The organism is Exiguobacterium sp. KJ 601 (assembly GCF_027161185.1).
Classification (GTDB): Bacteria; Bacillota; Bacilli; order Exiguobacteriales; family Exiguobacteriaceae; genus Exiguobacterium; species Exiguobacterium profundum.
The window spans coordinates 846070-864398 of the sequence record NZ_JADHZG010000001.1; the positions used below are offsets into that span (position 1 = coordinate 846070).

The following is an 18329-nucleotide window of genomic DNA, read 5'->3' on the forward strand; positions in this document are numbered from 1 at the left end:
GTTTTGTATGGAAAGGATGAACGAAAATGGAACGTTTTGAACAACTCTATCGTGATTGGAAGAAGGAAGCAAAGAAACTGGTCAACGACCTGGATGTATTACCGATCGAGGCACTCGTCCAAGTATTTGACCATGTTGACATTGAAAAAGAGAAGATGGACGATGTCCGTAAAGCAGTGAGTTTACTCGTCTTGGAAGAAACGACACAACTCCCCCCGAACAATCAACCGACACCGGATGCGGTCAGCCTATTTATGGGTTATCTAGCTTCGAAGCTACTTAAGGAAAACGCGACGATTCTAGATTTAGGTAGTGGGACAGGTACGTTGACGCACGCCGTTCTCTCTCAGTTAAAAGATGCGACAGCGCAAGCGGTCGAAGTGGATGAACTGTTGCTTCGTCTTTCCTATTCCATTAGTAACTTGTTAGGAGAACCAGTATCCTACTTCCATCAAGACGCCCTTGCTCCTCTGTTTGTTGAACCGAGCGACCTTTCCGTTGCTGACTTGCCAATCGGATATTATCCAAATGATGAAGTGGCAGCCGGATACGACATGAAACGAGAACAAGGACATGCCTATTCGCATTTCCTCTTGATGGAACAGGCGATTCGCCATACGAAACCAGGTGGGCATGGATTATTTGTCATCCCGAACAATTTGTTTGAACAGGATGACGAAGGGAAATTAAAACAATGGATGGACCGTGAGGCTGTTGTGAAAGGGGTCATTCAACTTCCGACGACGATGTTTAAAGACGAACGTTACGCGAAAAGCTTATTGCTCCTTCAAAAAGTAGGAGAAGGCGTCACACGGCCAAAACAAGCGCTATTTGTGGAACTTCCGTCATTCACAGATGTCAGAGCGGTAGCCAATGTTGTGAAACAGATTGATGATTGGTTCAAAACAACTCAAAAATAATGGACAAAATACTTGAAAAAGGTATGCAAAATCAAGTATCTTCATTATGATACAGTTATCAGTTTTAAATTGAACAGATAAAGATATGCGTTTAAAACGAAAGGTAAGAGGTGTATGACATGACGAAAATTATGGCAGTCAATGCGGGTAGTTCATCGCTCAAGTTCCAGTTACTCGAGATGCCAACGGAAGAGTTGCTCGCAGTCGGACTTGTAGAGCGTGTAGGGAAAGAAGATGCGATTTTTACAATCAAGTACGGTGAAGGACAGAAGTTCAACGTGGTCACACCACTTCACACGCACAAAGAAGCGGTTGAATTGACGTTGGAGAAGTTGATCGAATTGGATATCATCCAATCATTCGATGAGATTTCTGGTGTAGGTCACCGTGTGTTACACGGAAAAGAGTTGTATGCGGATTCGGTCGTCATTGACGATGAAGTCATGAAGAACATCGAATCGTTCACAGAGCTCGGACCACTTCACATCCCACCAAACTTGACAGGTATTCGTGCATTCCAGGCAATTTTGCCGAATGTCCCACAAATAGCGGTATTCGATACAGCGTTCCACCAGTCAATGCCTGAAGAGAATTTCTTGTACAGTCTTCCTTATGAATACTATACAGAACATGGTGTACGTAAATACGGCTTTCACGGAACGAGCCACAAGTATGTCACACAGCGTGCGGCAGAACTTCTCGGTCGTCCGCTAGAAGACTTGCGTTTGATTTCATGTCACCTCGGTAGCGGTGCATCGATCGCTGCAGTAGCAGGTGGTCGCTCAATCGATACAACGATGGGCTTCACACCACTCGAAGGAATCACGATGGGAACGCGCTCAGGTTCTTTGGACCCGGCCCTCATCCCGTTCTTGATGCAAAAAACAGGGAAGTCTGCTGAAGATGTATTGAACGTCATGAACAAAGAGTCTGGCGTGTACGGTCTTTCTGGTATCTCAAGTGACTTGCGTGACATCGAGCAAGCGGCTGCAGAAGGCAACCATCGTGCAGAAGTTTCATTGAAAATCTTCTCAAACCGTATTCACGGTTACATCGGTCAATATGCGGCTGAAATGAATGGTGTCGACGCCATCATCTTCACAGCGGGCGTCGGTGAGAACTCAGACGTCATCCGTGAACGCATCCTTCGCGGTCTTGAATTCATGGGTGTCTACTGGGATCCTTCACTTAACAACGGTGCTCGCGGAAAAGAGTTGTTTATCAACTATCCTCACTCACCAGTTAAAGTCATCATCATCCCGACGAACGAAGAATTGGTCATCGCGCGCGACACGGTACGCATTGCAAACCTTGTCGAAGCACACGCATAATACGAAACGAACCCACGTTACTTCGTGTAACGTGGGTTTTTTTATGAGTCTTTTTTACTAATGTGAAGAATCGTAAGTAGGACAAATGTTTTCTTCTTTGTAACATTAGGCGCCTCATCTGCACCGTTTTGCAATGTTTACGTCATGAATGAACCATATATTGGATTTTAATTTATAAAAATATCTCGTATTCGATTTAAATGTCAATCTAACGCGATAAACCGTTAATTTTGACATCGATTTGTAATATTCGTGTCACTCAAATGAACAGGAAGTGTAACGGCACTGACTGATGTTTCGTCATATAGTTATCTGGACGAAATATTCAATTGGAGTGACGAGTCACTCGTTCGATAGATGATGATATGAAATGAAACCAAATTGACGAAGAGAGGACGAATAAACGTATGTTGAAAAAAATCATGACGCTCTTACTTCTCGCCATCGCCGTATTTGCATTTGCTCTACCCACTTCACCAGTAGAAGCAGCTACGAAAAAAGTATATGTTGCAACAAAGTCAGGTTCGAAGATGGTCTATGCAGATGGGAAATCAAATACACGAGTGATTGGGAAGATGACGGCGAGTGATCGTCTTCAACGTACAGGTTCTCGAGGTGCTTGGATTCGCGTGAACTATAAAGGGAAGGCCGGATGGGTTCCTACAAAGAACTTACGTACTGTAAGTGCTCCTAAACCGCTCAAACCAGCAAGCGTGAAGACGTATACGATGAAAGCGTCCGCATATACACCGTACTGCAAGGGATGTTCAGGTAAGACAGCACTTGGATGGAACGTTCGTACCCAAAAGCGAAATGTAGTCGCGGTAGACCCGCGCGTCATTCCACTCGGAACGAAAGTGCAAGTATTCGTAGGGGGCAAGTCGATGGGTACCTACACGGCAGCTGACACTGGTGGCGCCATCAAAGGAAATAAAATTGACATCTTAATGTATTCGCAAAATGCAGCGATTCAATTTGGTCGTAAAACGGTTACAGTCAAGGTGTTATAATGCATAGGAAAAGGGTCTTGCGATTGCGCAAGACCCTTTTTGATGGATGGGTGATTATTGACGAACGATAAGGACGTCACATTTCGCATAACGGACGATGCTTTCAGAAACGCTTCCGATAAAGAACCGTTCAACGGCGTTTAAACCTGTCGCACCACAAATAATAAGATCAATATCATGGTTAGGTGCAATCTTTTTCGCAATCGTCACTTTCGGGGAACCGTATTCAATCACCGTTTCGACTTCTTTTACGCCACGCTCTTTCGCGCGATTGACATAGTCTTCAAGTAACTCTTTCGCATATGTCTCGGCACGCTCTGTGATTGTGCGGTCGTAAGCTTCTACAGTCGCAAACGTACGCGTATCAATCACATGACCAACGTACAGTTTTCCTTCGTTACGAATCGCGACATCGATTGCTGTTTCAAATGCACGTTCTGCCTCTTTAGAGCCGTCAACGGCAGATAAAATGTGTTTGTATACAATTGCCATGTAAATCCCAACCTTTCGCTCGAAATATACGTTCGGCTTACATATATAGTATACCACTTCTTTCAGTTTTCACGCTTTTTCGCCATGAAAATGCGTGAATTTTTTCATGACGATGTTCACGACATGTCCAAGTTTGGAATTCGTGTGAAAGAACGGGTAAAATAAGGCGGAGGAGGTAGGGCGATGAAACATGTAATGATTACATCTGGTGCCAAAGGGATCGGACGCGTCGTGACGGAGCGTCTGTTACAAGATGGGTGGCACGTCAGCATTTTGCAACGGAATCCGATTGACTGGGAACATGAACGGATACATATGATCGAGGCCGGATTGACGGACCGCGAACAACTGCTCTCAGCCTATGAGGAAGCGGTCGAACGCTTTGGTGAACCGAACGCCTTGATTTTAAATGCAGGTCCATATATCTTTGAGCGGAAACCGCTCGTCGAATTGACAGACGAAGAGTGGGACGAAGTAATCACAGGAAACCTGTCCGCCTCATTTTGGTTGATGCGTCGTGCGATTCCTTCCATGCGCTCAAATCGATTTGGACGCATCATCTCGTATGGGTTTCCGGAAAGTGGGACGGCCCCTGGCTGGATCCATCGTTCTGCGTTTGCCGCTGCAAAGACGGGACTCGTCAGTTTGACAAAATCGGTCGCGCTAGAAGAGGCCCCGTTCGGGATTACGGCGAACATGGTCAATCCGGGCAATATCGTCGGCTCTCAAAAGGAGATGCGCATTGATGAAGCGGAAGTGGATGAAGGAACTCCGGTCGGTCGACACGGGACAGGAGAAGATATCGCGCGTTTGATTTCGTTCTTATTACAAGAAGACTCGGACATGATCACAGGTGCCATCATCGATGTGACAGGCGGCGTCAACGTCGTCCATCAATACCGAAAGTGAGGGGAACGCGATGAAGATTGGAGTGGTCACGGACGTCCATGGAAATCTCGAGGCGTTGGAGGCTGCACTTCAAGTCATGGATGCGGAGCGGGTCGACGTCATCTGGTCGCTCGGTGACATGATTGCAATGGGACCGGACTCTAATGCGGTCATGGAGCGTTTGTTAGACCGGGGAACGCATATGATTTCTGGGAATCATGATGAAGCGGTCCTTTCCCTTTTGGCTGGACACGGTCATCCAGAAAGTTATGCTCATACGCGCCCCCACCATGAGTGGGTTGCGCGTCATCTAGAGACTCGATATGCAGATGTCCTCGAATCCCTTCCACGAACAATGTCCGTCAAAATGGTTGGCGAAACGGTGTTCGGCATTCATTATCATATCCCGACCGAACGACGCCATGCCACGATTGTCGAAGAACCGTTTCACGAGATTCTCGAACCGACACTGGAAAATATGCAGCGACTGTATGGAGCATATACAGGAGAAATCGTGTTATTCGGACATCACCATCCTGTCCATCTGTTTGAAGATGACACCAAGCGCTACGTCAATCCTGGTGCGCTCGGAGTGGCGAAAGATGACCTGGCTCGCTTTGCCATATTATCTGAAGGAGAAACCGGGATTGCTCTTGAACTGAAGGCGGTCCCATATGACAAACGTGCCTTTTTAGAGAAGATGGAACGTTATGACGTACCGCAACGGGATGTCATGCTGCGCTTGTTTTATTAAGATATGTAAAAAAGTGCGATCCTTGAGAATGGATCGCACTTTTTGTCATTCAATCTCTTGAAGTGTTTTCGGATAACTCGTCAATGTGATGGGACCACTTTCTGTCATGACGAGATCGTCTTCAATACGGACTCCGCCGACTCCCGGTAGATAGATACCCGGTTCGACTGTGAACGTCATCCCGACTTGGGCGGTCATGTCATTGTTCGCTGCCATCGAGGGGTGTTCGTGTACTTCGATTCCAATTCCGTGACCGATTCGATGAGTGAAGTATTCACCATATCCTGCAGACGTGATGACTTGTCGTGCCGCGATATCGATTGCGCCGAGTGTCGTACCGACGTTCGCCATCTCGATTGCGGCTTCCTCAGCCTGGAGAACCGTTTCGTAAATCTCACGTTGTTTGCGACTCGCCTCACCGAAGACAACCGTCCGCGTGATGTCTGAACAGTATCCCTGCCAGACGACACCGAGGTCGAACAAGGCAAAATCTCCTTTTTTCAAGCGGTTGTTGCCTGGGACACCGTGAGGGTCGGCACTGTTCTCACCGAACAAGACGAGCGTGTCGAACGACATTTCACGGACGCCTTGCTGTTTCATGGCGTATTCAATATCCGCGATGACCTCGAGTTCTGTCACGCCTTCACGGAGGGAGCGGATCCCGGCTTCGATGGCCATATCTGCCAACTCGGCGGCCCGCTTCATGATCCGGACTTCATCCGGTGATTTGATCATACGTAACGTTTGGAGCTCGTCTGTCAAATCGATAATTGACAGACCGGCAAAACCGGCGCGAAGCTGCTCGACTCGGTTGAATGTCAAATGCTCCCCTTCGATTCCGATTCGTTCAGGAACGATTTGGTTATCGAGGAATAACTTGACGATTTTGTCCCATGGGTTTTCATGGTCCATATACGTCACGATTTCACCTGACCAGTCACTCGCTTCGACAATCCCTTTTTCAAGTGCTGGGCAGATGATGGCAGTTGTGCCGTTCTTCAAAACTAAAATGGCGATCAATCGCTCGTGCGCTTCCGCGTATACTCCCGAGAAATAAAACACGGATGCTTTCGACGTGATGAATGCTGCATCTAACCCTTTTGTCGCTAGAGATTGTGCAATTTGATTGGTGCGTTGATTCAAGTTGAATCCCTTCCCTTCTACCTCTTACGTTGACTACTCGTCTATTATAGCTGTTTCGAAAACAGAAAGGAAATGTTGCAATTGGATTGGTACAGTTTGAACTAGTTCGACTGATACAGTATACTAAATAGAGTAGAAAATGTATTGAGAGAAGGGACTCCGCGTATGACCACAAAACATGAACAGATCATAGCACATATCGAGTCACTCGATGTAGGGTCAAAAATTTCGGTCCGCCAAATCGCCAAAGAGTTGGCTGTATCAGAAGGTACGGCTTATCGGGCCATCAAAGAAGCTGAGAACCTAGGTTTCGTATCAACCATTGAACGGGTGGGGACGATTCGGATCAAGCGAAAACATAAAGAAAATATTGAAAAGCTGACATTCGCCGAAGTCGTCAATATCGTCGATGGTCAGGTGTTGGGCGGACGTAACGGTCTCCACAAGACGCTATCGAAATTTGTAATCGGTGCCATGAAGCTCGAGGCGATGATGCGATATATCGATGTCGACTCACTCGTCATCATCGGGAACCGCGAGAAAGCGCATGAACTCGTCTTACAATCAGGTGGGGCTGTGTTGATCACAGGGGGATTTGACACAACGGATGAAGTGAAACGAATGGCAGATAAGTATGATATGCCTGTCATTTCTACATCCTATGACAGTTTTACCGTCGCGACGATGATCAACCGAGCCATCTATGACCGTCTAATCAAAAAAGAGATTTTACTCGTCTCAGATATCGTCATCCCGCTCCACGATACGTTCTATCTGAAGTCAGATGACACAGTGAAACGTTGGCACGAGCTGAATGAACGGACGAAACATAATCGGTATCCCGTCATCGATGAACAGATGAAAGTGGTCGGCGTGATCACGGCAAAGGATGTCATTGATAAATCACACGACTATGATATTGAGAAGGTCATGACGAAAAGTCCGATTACAGTAGGCGTACAAACGAGTGTCACCAATGCCGCGCACCAGATGGTGTGGGAAGGGATCGAGATGTTACCTGTCGTTGATAACTACGGACGTCTGCTTGGGATTATTAGCCGCCAAGATGTGCTGAAGGCCTTGCAACTGGCGAATCGACAACCGCAAGTCGGTGAGACGTTCGATAACATGATCACGAACCAGCTGAAAGAAGATCCTGCATCGAACGGGACGGCCTTCACGGTTGAAGTGGCCCCACAGATGACGAGTCATATGGGGACCGCCTCATCTGGCGTGTTGACGACCTTGTTGGTCGAGGGGGCGACGCGAAGTCTACGTCATATGAAGAAAGGCGATCTCGTGGTTGAGAATATCACCGTCTATTTCATGAAGCCGATTCAAATTGAAAGTCAGATTCGAGTGTCGGCCCATGTCTTCGACCTCGGTCGGAAGTTCGGGAAAGTGGATGTGGAGATGACGCAAGGGACACAACTTGTCGCCAAAGCGCTCGTCACGGCACAACTCATCGATCGGTAATAAAAAGAGCACCTGCTACGCGCTGTAGCAGGTGCTCTTTTTCATGATGGCGTATTCGTCGGTTCTTCTGCGGCGAGAGGGTAAATTTTGCGGTAACGGATAAATCCGACAACAGCATTCCCTAAACCGACGACTAACATGACGATGCTGACAATCCAACCGACAGATGAATTCAGACCGAATCCCCCGACCATTTGGTTCGCAGCGAACAATGCGAGGAATAAACTTAACCAGATCAACGCTTGCGTGTTGAACAACGCTTTTCGGTTTGGCGTCTTTGTCAAAAAAGCGCGGCGCTTGAAGACAAGGTACGCACCGAGCGCGAACAAAATGAGTCCAATCATGACAAGTTGCAAGTGAAGGAACCCCTTTCTATCTCGTAATCTGTTATCATCATACCATAATAGTGTGTAGGAAAGTGAGGAATCATCATGACGCAATGGCAGGAAGCGGATACAATCAAATCAGAAATTGAGGCGGCTGACACCATTTTCATTCACCGCCACGTACGACCAGACCCTGATGCGTTGGGGAGCCAGCTTGGTTTACAGCGCATTCTAAAATCGGTTCATCCGGAGAAGCAAATCTATGTGGTCGGTGGCATGGTTCCAGACCTCGAGTTTTTAGGAAAGATGGAACATGTCGAAGAAGAAATGTATCAAGACGCGCTCGTCCTTATATTAGATACGGCGAATCAAGAGCGAATCGATGGACCATTTGCGCTAAAAGGGAAGACAATCATTAAAATCGATCATCATCCCGATGAAGATCCATATGCGATGACACAGATTGTCGATACCTCGGTCAGTTCGACGTCTGAGATGATTGTGGAACTCGCGGACATTTGGAGATATCCAATCGACCAAGAGGCGGCATTTTTACTCTATGCCGGCATCGTAGGCGACACAGGACGATTCCAGTTTCGAAATGCTACGGCCCGAACGTTTGAGATTGCTTCGGCGCTGATCGCGAAAGACATCGATACGAATAAATTGTACCGACACATGTATAAGACCAACTTAGCGACTCTTCAGTTACAAGGGTACGTGTTACAGCACGTCAATGTCACAGAAGAAGGCGTCGGCTATGTGAAGATTGACAAGGACGTGCTCCGGACGTTCCATGCGTCCCCGGAAGCGGCATCGCAACTCGTCAATAGCTTCTCTGGCCTCGAAGGATTGAAATGTTGGGTCATGTTCGTGGAAAACAAAGAAGAGATTCGTGTGCGCATCCGGTCGAAAGGTCCTGTCATCAATGAAGTGGCCAAGCGATACCGTGGGGGAGGTCATCCTATGGCGGCTGGTGCCACGATTGACACATGGGATGAGATGGATGACGTGATTGCGGCTTTGAATGAAGTGGCTGGGGAATTCACGTTTGAAGAAAATGAAGAGAGCTGACCGAGGTCAGCTCTCTTCATTTGTCTCCATTTTCCTTTGGGATGAACCATGTACCTCGTTCGGTCACGTCCTCGACGACGTCGAGCTGATACTCAGTAATGTACTTACGGAGCCGGTCGATGATTTCTGGGCTGTCGGCAAACACTGTTTGACCATGCTGTAATTTTTCTAACTTATCGCGTGCAATCTGTCCCCGATTGATAATCATACGCTTTTACCCCCTATTGTCGTGAGTTTTGTCTATAATTATTGTATCAGAGAAGTGATGAATTGAGTTTGACAATTCCATTAATATAGAAAGGAGGCCAACGATGATTCATCTGAATGTCAGAACTGCTTATAGTTTACTACAAAGTACAATCCGGTTAGAACAATATGTCTTGCAGATGACCGAACGGGGAAGTCGTTCCGTGGCGATCGCAGACGATGCGTTCTATGGGGTTCCGACATTTTTGTCATATTGCCAACGATATGAGGTGAAACCGCTAATCGGACTGAGAACGGTCCTCCGATTGGATGGGTTAGACGTATCCGTGATTGTGTATTCATCTAACGAAACGGAGCTTAAGGAACAATATCGTATCATCCAGGCGGGAGGAATTGAAGGACGGACAACGATGCCGCTGATCGTATTACCTGAAAATTGGAAAGCGAGTGATCCGGTTCACCGGCGTCGCCTTTATCATCAACTCTTGTCGTTTGTCGATGAAGAGAAGCTGTGGCTCGGACTACCGGCACCTCAGACTACGGAACAGGTACAAGTGTTGAAACAACTTCGTCTCATGCGCGAAGAGCTTGCTGTCCAATTGATTCCGGCCCCTGAAACGAGATACATGAGACCGGAAGATGTGGAAGGATTCCGAGCCATTTCTGCCATTCGCGAAGGGGACGTGATGTCGAATGAAGACGTCCGACAAAAAGGATTGCACGTTCGACTACCGAGTGAAATGAATGACTGGTTCACAACGGAAGAATTATCGGAACTGGATCGATTCGAGGCATTGATTCGGCTGGATCATCTACCACGTGCGGAAGGGGCGATTCCAGAAATTCCGGATGCCGATCAAAAGCTGAAACGACTTGTCGGTGAGCGGTTGAAGGCAATGGAACTCGTGAAACAACCTTACATCGAGCGGGCAAAGTTTGAGCTTGAAGTCATCGCCAATACCGGATTTTCTTCCTATTTCTTGATCGTGGAAGACATCGTTCGGTTTGCTCGAGAATCTGGGATTGAAGTAGGTCCGGGGCGTGGATCGGCAGCAGGTTCACTCGTCAGTTTTGCCCTCCATATCACGGAAGTCGATCCGGTTCATTACGGGTTGTTGTTCGAACGATTCTTAAATCCAGAGCGTGTGTCGATGCCAGACATAGACCTCGATTTTGAAGATGAACGTCGTGAGGAAGTGGTTTCTTACGTACTATCAAGATACGGTCATACGCATGCTGCACAGATCGGGACACTTGCCACGTTCGGTGCGAAAGCGGCAATTCGAGACGTTGCGAGAGCGCTCGGGATGACCCTTGAGGAAGGGCAGGCTGCGAGCAAGCAAGTGAAAGCCGGAGGACTTGATGAACTGATGTCGAGCCAGAAGCAGATGAAGTGGTTTGCCGGTAGCCAAAAGCGTCAGCAGTTATTACGGATTGCCAAACAGCTAGAAGGTTTGCCGCGTCAATCCTCCGTTCACGCGGCAGGAGTGGTGCTCAGTCGTCAACCGATTGAAGAAGTGACGCCGCTCCAACCCGAGCTCGAAGAACACGTGACCCAATATAATATGAAGGATTTGGAAGAGGTCGGGCTTCTAAAAATTGACTTGCTCGGATTACGAAACTTGAGTCGCTTGCGAAAGATGGAGGACTTGATTCGAGAAAGTGACGCGCTGTTCTCTCTGAAAACGATTCCGCTAAACGATGCCCGGACGTATCGACTGCTTGCGAGAGGTGAGACGGACGGAATCTTCCAATTCGAATCGACCGGGATGAAGCAAGCGCTTCGACAAGTGAAACCGACTGAGTTTGAAGATATCGTTGTCACGATGTCACTCTATCGCCCGGGACCGATGCAATTCATCGAAACGTATGCGAAGCGAAAGCACGGTATGCCTTACCAACCAGTCCACCCAGATCTAGAAGACGTCATGAGACCGACATACGGTGTACTCGTCTATCAAGAACAGGTGATGAAACTTCTCCGTAAACTCGGAGGCTATTCCTATGCGGAAGCGGATTTGGTCAGACGTGCTATTGCCAAAAAGGATACCGGGACGATTGCTCGGGAACGAGAACGATTTTTGCAACAAGCAAAAGCGGGAGACCAGGACGTCTTGGCGCAAATCTTTTCATGGATTGAAAAGTTTGCCGGGTACGGATTTAACCGCTCTCACGCTGTCGCCTACAGTTTGATCAGTTACCGATTGGCTTACGTCAAAGCACATTTCCCTCGTGTCTTTCATGTGGTGACATCAGAAAAAACAACGGAACTTGTTAGACTGTTACGGAAAGATCAAATTCCGGTGTACCCACCGGACGTCTTACATGGTCACGCAGACGCGACACTTGAGGGACCGGGCGTCCGGCTCGGGTTGAAGGCGGTCCAGGGGTTGACCAAACGGGATGTGGACCGACTGATTGAACTGAACGGGCAGTTGAAAGATGTCAGAACGCTTCAAGAAGCCATGGAGTGGAAAAATAAAGACCAACTGAAATTACGTCGATTACTTGGTGCGGGCGCGCTCGACCGGATGTATCACGGTGACCGGACACATGCCTTTGAAGCAGTCGAACGTTTGCGAGAAGAAGCGGGAACACATTTTTTACCGGATGAGCTGTCTTCACTCGGACTAAAACAGAAAAAAGTGAAAGAACCGAATTGGTCTGAAGAAGAGAGGGAGGCGCTCGGGACATGGGTGGTCCACTCTCCATTGACGGCACTTCCGGATATCGGGATCGAACCGTCTACAATTGAAGAAGTCATGAATGGAACAAACGGTTATCTCGTCGTATATGTAGATGACGTACGTACGTTCATGACAAAAAAACAAGAACGGATGGGTGTTCTCATGGTGGACGATGGCATGACGCAAGACGAGGTCGTCGTGTTTCCTCGAACATTCGCGCAGTTTGGACGGTCCCTCTATGCCGGTAACATCTTGTTACTCGAGGTCCATTCGAATGAACGGGATGGTCGCAAGCAATTGATTGTCGAACGGGTTCGACCGTTACACGGGCAAGCCTTATTCATCCGGCTCACACTCGACCGCTTCCCTGAATTGGAAGATTGGATTCAACGAGCACAAGGGGATGTTCCGGTTGTATGCCGATTCACGGATTCGAAGGAAGTGAAACAACTGGCTTCAGCTTTTTCAATCAATCCGAATGAAGAGTATGTGGCGGAAGCGAAAAGACGGTTCGGGGAAGAAAATGTCGTACTGAAACGAATCGATACAAAAATGGTTGGTCCAGAAACTAGTACCAAGTCCTAAAAAGTGATATAATCGCACTAATTGGTCTGACCACTTAAGTTTGATAGGTGATCCAAAAAAGGGAGTTGAACGGTCAGATGCATGAAAAACACGCATCCTCATTTCACGGAAACATTTCAAAGATTAGAAAATTAATTGTCCAATCGTCTTTAGTTCCAGGTGATCGGCTTCCATCCGAACGAGAGCTCGCCGAAACGCTGTCCATTAGCCGCGCTTCGGTTCGCGAAGCGTTACGAGCGTTGAGCTTTTTAGGCATCGTGGAGACGAGACATGGTGGTGGTACCTTTTTGTGTGAGCAAGACCGACATCGGTACATTGAGATATTGTCGGAGTTCATTGTGACCAAACAGACGAAAGCGACCGATATTATTGAGATGCTTCGACTATTGGAGCGCATGGCGTTTTCAGAAATTGAACCGACTAAGGAACGACTGGCTCTATTAGAAACGGTGATCGAAGATGATCGAACGTTTCGCCAGCAACTCATCTTTCAGTTGAAGAATGAACTGTTCATTCGAATTTGGAGTGAGGTCAATCGCTTTTTTGACGGATTAGACGTTGGGGATTTATATACGCTCGAGGAACGGAAACGATTTGTCGAGACGTGGCGTGGAATGGGGATGCCGGAATGAACGAGGGGGAAGCGATGACTGCTTTTTTCAAGAAACCGAAACGATATATGCCATTGCGTCAACGAGAACCAAAGATTGACGCACCACAGGGATTGATGACGAAATGTCCATCTTGTAAATATATGCATTATACAAAACAGTTGAATGAGAACCACAAAGTATGTGATTGCGGCTATCATTTTCCGCTTCAGGCGCAAGAACGGATTGATATGCTTGTCGACGAAGGGTCTTTCGAACGCTTTGTGGGACCGTCTGTCAAGGCGAATCCACTCGACTTCCCTGACTATGAGGAAAAGTTGACGAAAGATCGTGAGCGGACCGGGATTGAAGAGGCCGTCGTATGTGGAAAGGCGACAATCGACGGACTACCACTCGTTGTCTGTGTGATGGATGCGAGATTCCGTATGGGGTCGATGGGTGCATACGTTGGAGAAGCGATTGCTTCGGCTGTCCGAAACGCCACATCACTCGGGCTCCCAGTCGTCTTGTTCACAGCATCAGGTGGGGCTCGGATGCAAGAAGGAATGGTCAGTTTGATGCAGATGGCCAATACGTCCATCGCTCTAAAAGAACATGACGAAGCAGGACTGCTGTACATCGCGTATTTGACTCATCCGACGACAGGTGGTGTGTCAGCGAGTTTTGCGATGCTCGGCGACTTGAACGTCGCAGAGCCGGGAGCGCTCATCGGGTTTGCAGGACGACGAATCATCGAACAGACGATTCGGGAAAAACTTCCAGAGAACTTTCAAACTGCTGAGTTTTTACTTGAGTCAGGGCAGCTGGATGCGGTCATTCATCGTGAACAGATGCGTTCGTTCTTGAAGAGGATGATTGAATTACACGATGGGGGTGTCCGTCATGTTTGACCCAATCAAAGAAGTCACTGAACAACTGAATAAATTACGGGAGACCGCTGAGACGAAAGGGATTGATTTATCCCGAGAGATTCGTCATCTCGAGTTAAAGCTCGACCGATTAGAAAAAGATATTTATGGGAATATGAAACCGTGGGATCGCGTCCAGTTGGCGCGAAACCCGAAGCGACCGACAACGCTCGATTATATCCAGCATTTATTCCCTGACTTCATGGAACTCCATGGGGACCGACATGGGTATGACGATGCGGCAATCGTATCTGGACTTGCGACGTTTGAAGGAGTGCCGGTGACGATTATCGGACATCAGCGTGGGCGAAACACGAAAGAGAACATGAAACGAAACTTTGGTATGCCGCACCCGGAGGGCTATCGAAAAGCATTGCGTTTCATGAAACAAGCCGAGAAGTTCAACCGTCCTATTTTGACATTCATTGACACGAAAGGGGCTTATCCGGGGAAAGCCGCAGAAGAGAGAGGTCAAAGTGAAGCGATTGCCCGTAACTTGTTTGAGATGGCGACGCTGAAAGTGCCGATCGTCTCCGTTGTCATTGGAGAAGGTGGTTCAGGTGGTGCGCTTGGGATTGGTGTATGCGACCGTCTATTGATGCTTGAGAATAGTACGTACTCAGTCATCTCGCCAGAAGGTGCAGCGGCACTATTGTGGAAAGACGCGAAACAAGCAGAGCGTGCGGCAGAGACGATGAAGATTACTGCACAAGATTTATTCAACCTAGGGATTGTTGATGAAGTGGTAGGAGAAGTGTACGGGGGGGCACACGTTGATGTGTCACTACAGTCGTCACTCTTGAAACCTGTCTTATTACAGCACATGAACGAGTTGCTTGCGCAATCAACTTCTGAGCTGATTCAAGGACGTGCGACCAAATATCATCAAATTGGCACAATTAATGAGTGAAAACGGTAACAATGGCTTTGAATAAAGCTTTATTCATTCATCAAGTGACTGCTTTGTGAGATACCCTATGCATTTTTTTCACATACTTGTGTTGTAAAACAAAGGTCAGACGTGGTATTTTATTTTCAGATTTCGTTAAAACACATAAGAGGTGAGCGACGTGAATTTAAAACGTATTGCGGTATTAACAAGCGGAGGAGACGCTCCTGGAATGAACGCTGCTGTCCGTGCCGTGACCCGAAAAGCAATTTTTGAAGGTCTTGAAGTGTACGGCGTGTATAACGGCTATCAAGGATTAATCGAAGGTGATTTAGTCGAATTAAATCTTGGATCAGTCGGCGACATCATTCAACGTGGAGGTACGTTCCTTCGCTCTGCGCGCTGTCCTGAATTCAGAACAGAAGAAGGTCGCGCAAAAGCAGTAGAACAGTTGAAGAAATTCAATATCGATGCCCTCGTGGTCATCGGTGGAGACGGCTCTTATCGCGGAGCTCAAAAATTGACTGAACTCGGATTCCCAACAATCGGCCTTCCGGGTACAATCGATAACGATATCCCAGGAACAGATGCGACAATCGGTTTCGACACAGCACTCAATACAGCGCTTGATGCGATCGATAAGATTCGTGATACGGCGTCATCACATGAACGTACGTATGTCATCGAGGTCATGGGTCGCGACGCTGGTGATATCGCGCTTTATTCTGGTCTCGCTGGTGGTGCTGAGTCGATTCTCGTCCCAGAACGTCCAGAGGATTTGAATGCAATCGTGGAACGAATCAATCACGGGATTGCACGCGGTAAGAAGCACTCGATCGTCATTGTTGCTGAAGGTGCGGGAAGTGCGGAAGAAATCGGCAAATTGATTGCTGAGAAGACGAACTCAGAAACACGCGTCACGATTCTCGGTCACATCCAACGTGGTGGTTCCCCAACTGCCGCTGACCGTGTCCTTGCAAGTCGTATGGGTGCATACGCTGTTGAGATCTTGCTTGAAGGGAAAGCGGGCCGCGTTGTCGGAATCCGTAACAACCAGATGATGGATCTTGATATCGATGAGGCGCTCGACAATAACAAGCACACGATTGATATGCAATTGATTGACCTCGTTAACCAATTGTCGATTTAAACGATTTTGTATGTTGCAGAGACGGGATACGGTCCAAGGCCCCCCGTTTTCTGTTTGTAAGTTGCACTATATCCCCTAGGAGGTTTTTATATTATGCGTAGAACGAAAATTGTATGTACCATTGGACCGGCTTCTGAGAAGCGTCTTCCTGAGATGATCGAAGCTGGGATGAATGTTGCCCGTCTCAACTTCTCACACGGTGACTATGAAGAGCACGGCGCTCGTATCCGTGACATCCGTGAAGCGGCGAAAGCAGCGGGTAAAGTTGTTACTGTTCTTCTCGACACAAAAGGTCCAGAGATCCGCACGCATACATTCGAAGACGGTAAGGCACTTCTTGAAAAAGGAAAAGAAGTCACAATCGTCTCAACGGAAGAAATCGTCGGAACGAAAGATCGTTTCTCTGTGACGTACGAAGGACTCTACGATGATGTGGAAGTCGGTTCACACATCATGCTCGACGACGGTCTCATCGGACTCCGTGTCGTTGAAAAGCTCGATAACCGTGATCTCCGTTGCGTCATTGAAAACGAAGGAATCATCAAGACGAAGAAAGGTGTTAACTTGCCAAACGTCAAGGTAAACCTTCCTGCCCTCACGGACAAAGACATCGCGGACATCGAGTTCGGGATCTCACAAGACATTGACGTGATTGCAGCATCATTCGTACGTCGTGCATCTGACGTAGTTGAAATTCGCCAACTTCTCGAGAAACATAACGCATCACACATCAAGATTTACCCGAAAATCGAGAACCAAGAAGGTGTCGATAACATCGAAGAAATCTTGGCAATCTCTGACGGTTTGATGGTAGCCCGTGGGGACCTCGGAATTGAAATCCCGACAGAAGAAGTGACACCAGTTCAAAAAGAACTCATCAAGAAGTGTAACGATCTCGGGAAGCCGGTCATCACAGCAACGCAAATGCTTGATTCAATGCAACGTAACCCGCGTCCGACACGTGCGGAAGCATCAGACGTAGCAAACGCAATCTTGGATGGAACAGACGCAGTCATGCTTTCTGGTGAAACAGCTGCAGGGGACTACCCAATCGAATCTGTTCAAATGCAAGCTGCAATCGCAGAGCGTACAGAACGCATGCTCGACTACAAAAACTTGTTGAAAGATCGTCAGAAGCGCAGTGAGCACACAGTGACGGATGCGATCTCTCAAGCGGTTGCGCACACGGCAATCAACTTGAACGCCAAAGCAATCTTGACACCGACACAATCAGGTTATACGGCTGCTCGTACAGCGAAGTATCGTCCTGAAGCGAACATCATCGCGGTGACAGAATCGGAGCGCGTTGCGCGTCAATTGAACCTCGTATGGGGCGTATACCCAATCGTTGCTGAAACAATGCCGAACAACACGGATGAAATGTTGGTTCAAGCATCGGAAGCGGCACGTCACGCTGGATTCGTCACTGACGGTGACCTCGTTGTCATCTCAGCTGGTATTCCTGCGGCGACAGCTGGTACGACAAACATGATGAAAGTCCACATCGTTGGTCACGCTCTCGCAGACGGGCGTGGAATCGGTGAGCGCGGTGTTGTTGGAGAAGTCGTTGTCGCGAAAAATGCGGATGAAGCAAATGCAAAAGCGAAAGACGGCATGATCCTTGTCGCACCATTCACAGATAAAGAAATGATGCCTGCGATCGAAAAAGCGGCTGGAATCATCACAGAAGACGGCGGATTGACGAGCCATGCTGGGATCGTTGGACCATCACTTCGCAAGCCAGTCATCGTAGGTGTTGATGCAGCGACAGCATCGCTTCGTGACGGTCAGATGATTTCAATCGACCCACTCACAGGTAAAATCTACAACGCATAATTGAACGACAATCGAACCGGCCTTCTACAAAGGTCGGTTCTT

Annotated in this window: 17 protein-coding genes; 13 read left to right on the forward strand and 4 right to left on the reverse strand. The window is 47.9% G+C overall.

The genetic code is table 11. The features are described from left to right. Nucleotides 1-26 precede the first annotated feature (26 nt). From IRJ25_RS04310 to IRJ25_RS04320, 3 genes are all read left to right on the forward strand, one after another. A complete protein-coding gene (locus tag IRJ25_RS04310; protein WP_074036496.1) occupies nt 27-920 on the forward strand; it encodes a class I SAM-dependent methyltransferase in 894 nt (297 codons plus the stop codon). A 119-nt stretch (nt 921-1039) separates the two neighbouring features. Then, on the forward strand, nt 1040-2251 hold the full coding sequence (locus tag IRJ25_RS04315; RefSeq protein WP_214781567.1) for an acetate kinase: 1212 nt from the start codon (nt 1040-1042) through the stop codon (nt 2249-2251). Nucleotides 2252-2658: 407 nt separating this feature from the next. After that, nucleotides 2659-3261, forward strand: a complete 603-nt coding sequence (locus IRJ25_RS04320) for a 3D domain-containing protein (RefSeq protein WP_269317833.1) — start codon at nt 2659-2661, stop codon at nt 3259-3261. Nucleotides 3262-3315: 54 nt separating this feature from the next. On the opposite strand, the gene IRJ25_RS04325 is transcribed toward IRJ25_RS04320, so the two are convergent. Next, on the reverse strand, nt 3316-3753 hold the full coding sequence (locus IRJ25_RS04325; protein ID WP_012726732.1) for a universal stress protein: 438 nt from the start codon (nt 3751-3753) through the stop codon (nt 3316-3318). 183 nt (nt 3754-3936) lie between these two features. Between IRJ25_RS04325 and IRJ25_RS04330 the strand changes: the two genes are divergently transcribed. Both IRJ25_RS04330 and IRJ25_RS04335 read left to right on the forward strand, forming a co-directional pair. Further along, entirely contained in the window at nt 3937-4662 is a 726-nt protein-coding gene (locus IRJ25_RS04330) for an SDR family oxidoreductase (RefSeq protein ID WP_269317834.1), read from the forward strand. Between the two features lie 10 nt (nt 4663-4672). After that, a complete protein-coding gene (locus IRJ25_RS04335) occupies nt 4673-5395 on the forward strand; it encodes a metallophosphoesterase family protein (protein ID WP_214781561.1) in 723 nt (240 codons plus the stop codon). Between the two features lie 45 nt (nt 5396-5440). Here the strand turns inward: IRJ25_RS04335 and IRJ25_RS04340 are convergent, their stop codons facing one another. Beyond that, nucleotides 5441-6538, reverse strand: coding sequence for a M24 family metallopeptidase (locus IRJ25_RS04340; RefSeq protein WP_196430906.1), 1098 nt, complete (start codon nt 6536-6538; stop codon nt 5441-5443). A 165-nt stretch (nt 6539-6703) separates the two neighbouring features. Between IRJ25_RS04340 and IRJ25_RS04345 the strand changes: the two genes are divergently transcribed. Further along, entirely contained in the window at nt 6704-8014 is a 1311-nt protein-coding gene (locus IRJ25_RS04345; protein WP_074036504.1) for a DRTGG domain-containing protein, read from the forward strand. Nucleotides 8015-8055: 41 nt separating this feature from the next. Here the strand turns inward: IRJ25_RS04345 and IRJ25_RS04350 are convergent, their stop codons facing one another. After that, nucleotides 8056-8370 (reverse strand): YtpI family protein, encoded by a 315-nt coding sequence (locus tag IRJ25_RS04350; protein ID WP_074033432.1) that lies wholly within the window; start codon nt 8368-8370, stop codon nt 8056-8058. Nucleotides 8371-8445: 75 nt separating this feature from the next. On the opposite strand from IRJ25_RS04350, the gene IRJ25_RS04355 reads away from it, so the two are divergent. Then, nucleotides 8446-9414, forward strand: coding sequence for a DHH family phosphoesterase (locus IRJ25_RS04355; protein ID WP_074036506.1), 969 nt, complete (start codon nt 8446-8448; stop codon nt 9412-9414). A 16-nt stretch (nt 9415-9430) separates the two neighbouring features. Here IRJ25_RS04355 and IRJ25_RS04360 read toward each other — a convergent pair whose 3' ends face one another. Then, nucleotides 9431-9622, reverse strand: coding sequence for a hypothetical protein (locus tag IRJ25_RS04360; protein WP_074036509.1), 192 nt, complete (start codon nt 9620-9622; stop codon nt 9431-9433). 103 nt (nt 9623-9725) lie between these two features. Between IRJ25_RS04360 and dnaE the strand changes: the two genes are divergently transcribed. From dnaE to pyk, 6 genes are all read left to right on the forward strand, one after another. Beyond that, a complete protein-coding gene (gene dnaE / locus IRJ25_RS04365; RefSeq protein WP_269317835.1) occupies nt 9726-12893 on the forward strand; it encodes a DNA polymerase III subunit alpha in 3168 nt (1055 codons plus the stop codon). Nucleotides 12894-12970: 77 nt separating this feature from the next. Next, nucleotides 12971-13525 (forward strand): FadR/GntR family transcriptional regulator, encoded by a 555-nt coding sequence (locus IRJ25_RS04370; protein WP_196430904.1) that lies wholly within the window; start codon nt 12971-12973, stop codon nt 13523-13525. A gap of 14 nt (nt 13526-13539) precedes the next feature. Continuing rightward, nucleotides 13540-14394: an acetyl-CoA carboxylase, carboxyltransferase subunit beta gene (accD, locus tag IRJ25_RS04375; RefSeq protein WP_196431849.1), complete on the forward strand. Its 855-nt coding sequence runs from the start codon at nt 13540-13542 to the stop codon at nt 14392-14394. Then, the gene (locus IRJ25_RS04380; protein WP_074036513.1) at nt 14387-15322 is read left to right on the forward strand and encodes an acetyl-CoA carboxylase carboxyltransferase subunit alpha; all 936 of its coding nucleotides are present in this window, start codon (nt 14387-14389) and stop codon (nt 15320-15322) included. Before accD ends, IRJ25_RS04380 begins: the two co-directional genes overlap by 8 nt. Before the next feature lie 160 nt (nt 15323-15482). Further along, on the forward strand, nt 15483-16451 hold the full coding sequence (gene pfkA, locus IRJ25_RS04385; RefSeq protein WP_012726720.1) for a 6-phosphofructokinase: 969 nt from the start codon (nt 15483-15485) through the stop codon (nt 16449-16451). Nucleotides 16452-16544: 93 nt separating this feature from the next. Continuing rightward, nucleotides 16545-18287, forward strand: a complete 1743-nt coding sequence (gene pyk / locus IRJ25_RS04390; RefSeq protein ID WP_074036515.1) for a pyruvate kinase — start codon at nt 16545-16547, stop codon at nt 18285-18287. The last annotated feature ends 42 nt before the right edge of the window (nt 18288-18329 follow it).

Excerpts from the sequence above, each read along its gene's own strand:
- IRJ25_RS04310 (WP_074036496.1), top strand. The coding sequence starts at position 27 with ATGGAACGTTTTGAACAACTCTATCGTGATTGGAAGAAGGAAGCAAAG.
- IRJ25_RS04315 (WP_214781567.1), top strand. The coding sequence starts at position 1,040 with ATGACGAAAATTATGGCAGTCAATGCGGGTAGTTCATCGCTCAAGTTC.
- IRJ25_RS04320 (WP_269317833.1), top strand. The coding sequence starts at position 2,659 with ATGTTGAAAAAAATCATGACGCTCTTACTTCTCGCCATCGCCGTATTT.
- IRJ25_RS04325 (WP_012726732.1), bottom strand. The coding sequence starts at position 3,753 with ATGGCAATTGTATACAAACACATTTTATCTGCCGTTGACGGCTCTAAA.
- IRJ25_RS04330 (WP_269317834.1), top strand. The coding sequence starts at position 3,937 with ATGAAACATGTAATGATTACATCTGGTGCCAAAGGGATCGGACGCGTC.
- IRJ25_RS04335 (WP_214781561.1), top strand. The coding sequence starts at position 4,673 with ATGAAGATTGGAGTGGTCACGGACGTCCATGGAAATCTCGAGGCGTTG.
- IRJ25_RS04345 (WP_074036504.1), top strand. The coding sequence starts at position 6,704 with ATGACCACAAAACATGAACAGATCATAGCACATATCGAGTCACTCGAT.
- IRJ25_RS04355 (WP_074036506.1), top strand. The coding sequence starts at position 8,446 with ATGACGCAATGGCAGGAAGCGGATACAATCAAATCAGAAATTGAGGCG.
- IRJ25_RS04360 (WP_074036509.1), bottom strand. The coding sequence starts at position 9,622 with ATGATTATCAATCGGGGACAGATTGCACGCGATAAGTTAGAAAAATTA.
- dnaE (WP_269317835.1), top strand. The coding sequence starts at position 9,726 with ATGATTCATCTGAATGTCAGAACTGCTTATAGTTTACTACAAAGTACA.
- IRJ25_RS04370 (WP_196430904.1), top strand. The coding sequence starts at position 12,971 with ATGCATGAAAAACACGCATCCTCATTTCACGGAAACATTTCAAAGATT.
- accD (WP_196431849.1), top strand. The coding sequence starts at position 13,540 with ATGACTGCTTTTTTCAAGAAACCGAAACGATATATGCCATTGCGTCAA.
- IRJ25_RS04380 (WP_074036513.1), top strand. The coding sequence starts at position 14,387 with ATGTTTGACCCAATCAAAGAAGTCACTGAACAACTGAATAAATTACGG.
- pyk (WP_074036515.1), top strand. The coding sequence starts at position 16,545 with ATGCGTAGAACGAAAATTGTATGTACCATTGGACCGGCTTCTGAGAAG.